Source organism: Vibrio fujianensis (assembly GCF_002749895.1).
GTDB classification, from domain to species: domain Bacteria; phylum Pseudomonadota; class Gammaproteobacteria; order Enterobacterales; family Vibrionaceae; genus Vibrio; species Vibrio fujianensis.
The window spans coordinates 790,632-793,114 of the sequence record NZ_NBUS01000054.1 but is presented as its reverse complement, the minus strand read 5'-3'; the positions used below and the strand labels follow the sequence as shown (position 1 = coordinate 793,114).

Genomic DNA, 2,483 nt, shown 5'->3' with positions numbered 1-2,483 from the left:
AGCATGTAAGATGGCTTGCGAGATATAATGCTTTGCTCGCGTTACCGCTTGCTCAAGGCTTAGGCCTTGCGCGAGGTAAGACGCGAGTGCTGCAGAAAGGGTACAACCTGTACCATGAGTATTGCTGGTGTGGATTCTTCGCCCTGAAAAACACCTTACCCGCGAGCCGCAGATCAGCCAATCGTGACTATTTTCTGATGCAGTAAAGTGGCCTCCTTTAAGCAGTACCGCTTGGCTTGGCAAAGTCTGTAATGCTGCGATGATCTCATCAAGTTGCTGGTCGTGTTTTGGTATCGGACAGCCAGTTAATACCGCAGCTTCAGGTAAGTTAGGCGTGATAACCGTGGCTAGTGGTAATAACTGCAGCTTTAAGTCGTTGACGGCTTGATCGGCAAGTAATGCATCACCGCTGGTGGCGACCATTACCGGATCTAACACGATAATCTTTGGTTGATGGTGACGGAGTTTTTCAGCCACGATATGGATAATCTGGCTATCAGCCAGCATACCAATTTTTACCGCGGCCACGGTAAAGTCACTAAAAATCGCATCCAGTTGACTGGCAATGTGTTCAATGGCAATCGGCAAAATTGCCGTTACCCCAAGGGTATTTTGTGAAGTGATGGCGGTAATGGCGCTACAAGCATAGCTACCAGTGGCGGAAATGGCCTTGATATCGGCTTGGATCCCCGCACCGCCGCCGCTATCTGAGCCAGCAATAGTTAATACGATTGGGATGGGTGAAATAGCAGATAAGGTGTTGCTCATGACAGGCTCCTATAGATGACGTATAGGAACTGACCAATGACGACCAAAATGGTCAATGTCACCTAAGAGCAATCGAGTGTGTGCCCCGTTGCCTTTGTAAGTAACATCGTTATTGGTGTTAATAGTTCCCTACGTCAGTGCTAACTGAATCAGGTTCAACGGGTCTCGCAATGCGATCTCAGCCTTAAGGCTCCCCGACTATAATGGCCTATACTAACAAATAATTTAAGTGAAACAACTAGAGTTGAACCACCTTATGACAGCGCTTCTCTAATGCTACTTTATCATGGCTAATGAGGACTAACGCGCAGCCTATCTGTTGTGTTAAATCCAGCATCAATTCCAATGTGTTTGCTGCGGTAACGGGGTCAAGACGAGAGGTGGGTTCATCGGCAATCAGTAGCTTAGGCTTCATTAATAAAGCCCGTAAAATAGCAAAGCGCTGTAATTCCCCTCCCGAGATTTGAGTTGCCTGACGCAGCAATAAATCCGGTGATAAGTTGAGTTTTGCCATTAAGATCGGGATCGCCTGCTTATCAATCGCATGTCGTTGTTCAAGATCGTTCAATAGCGTTTGCAATGTGCAATGTTTCGCCAACGCACTGGGAGGGTCTTGATACAGCTTCAGCGCCTCAGCGACCTTGATTTTCTGGTGAAACGTGATGCTGCCAGAGCAAGGGGATTGTAACCCAAGCAAGAGATCGGCCAAGGTTGATTTGCCACAACCGCTGTCACCGCTGATGCCAAGAACTTCACCACTGGCTAATGTGAAATTAAGATCTCGAAATAGTGTTTTCTTTGCAAACCCTTTGGTTAACTGATGAACCGTCAGTAGTGGTTCACCTATTTGAGGTTTAGAACGTTTTTCCCAAAAATGGGGATCAGCAGCAATAAGGGCTTTGGTGTAGTCTGATTGAGGGTGTTTAAGCACTTGTTCTGTTGGCCCTCGCTCTTGGATAACCCCTTTTCTCATGACAATGATCTCTCCCCCTAAGCGGTCAGCGACTTCAACATCATGAGTAATGGTGAGTACCGCTCCTCGTTGCTTATGGGTGAGGAGCTGTTCAATAATCTGATCTCTTCGACTGCTGTCTAGCCCTTTGGTTGGTTCATCAGCGATCAACAGTTCGCCTCCTGCTTGAGTGGCGCAAAGATAAGCTACCCGCTGTGCCATGCCTCCAGAGAGCTGATGGGGGTATTTCCCTTGGTCTTGGCTAAGTTCAACCTGATTAAAGGCTGCCTGCGTTTTTTCATTCGCCTGGGCGGCATTGTGATTAACTAACGTATGAACTTCACGGACTTGATCACCTACGTTCATTAATGGGCTTAAGGCGTACCAAGGTTCTTGAGGGAGAATCGAGATTTTCTTTCCCCAGAGTGCTTGACGCTCTGCCTGAGAGCGGGAGTTCTGATTTTTTCCAAATAGCGTGATATTTCCTTGCAAGGTTAACTCATTGGGTAACGTTCCAATAATTGCATTGGCAAGAAGGCTTTTCCCTGAGCCCGTTTCTCCTAAAATGGTGATTGCTTCACCAGAAGCCAGATGGAAGGAGACGGGATCAACCAAACACTGTTCTTGGCTATTGATCGCTAACTGCTCTACGTGTAATAAAGTGTTCATGCGTGTTTACCTCGAGCTAATAGATGAAAACTCATGACTAACAGAAAGACGACCACGATAGGCTGAAGCAGTACCCATGGGGCTTGATGATAAT

General features: G+C 47.0%; 2 protein-coding genes, 1 pseudogene and 1 riboswitch. All 3 genes and pseudogenes read right to left on the bottom strand.

All coding sequences use genetic code 11. The annotated features are described in order from the left end of the window. Window positions 1–768, bottom strand: a 768-nt coding sequence (gene thiD, locus B7C60_RS16740; protein ID WP_245869647.1) for a bifunctional hydroxymethylpyrimidine kinase/phosphomethylpyrimidine kinase, incomplete at its 3' end; no start/stop codon positions are given. Window positions 769–877: 109 nt separating this feature from the next. Continuing rightward, a riboswitch (TPP riboswitch) is annotated at window positions 878–975 on the bottom strand. A 31-nt stretch (window positions 976–1,006) separates the two neighbouring features. Next, window positions 1,007–2,389 (bottom strand): ABC transporter ATP-binding protein, encoded by a 1,383-nt coding sequence (locus tag B7C60_RS16735; protein WP_099612618.1) that lies wholly within the window; start codon window positions 2,387–2,389, stop codon window positions 1,007–1,009. Then, window positions 2,386–2,483 (bottom strand): annotated as a pseudogene (locus tag B7C60_RS19915) (ABC transporter permease); the annotation flags it as partial. The gene B7C60_RS16735 and the pseudogene B7C60_RS19915, both read right to left, overlap by 4 nt.

Excerpts from the sequence above, each read along its gene's own strand:
- B7C60_RS16735 (WP_099612618.1), bottom strand. The coding sequence starts at position 2,389 with ATGAACACTTTATTACACGTAGAGCAGTTAGCGATCAATAGCCAAGAA.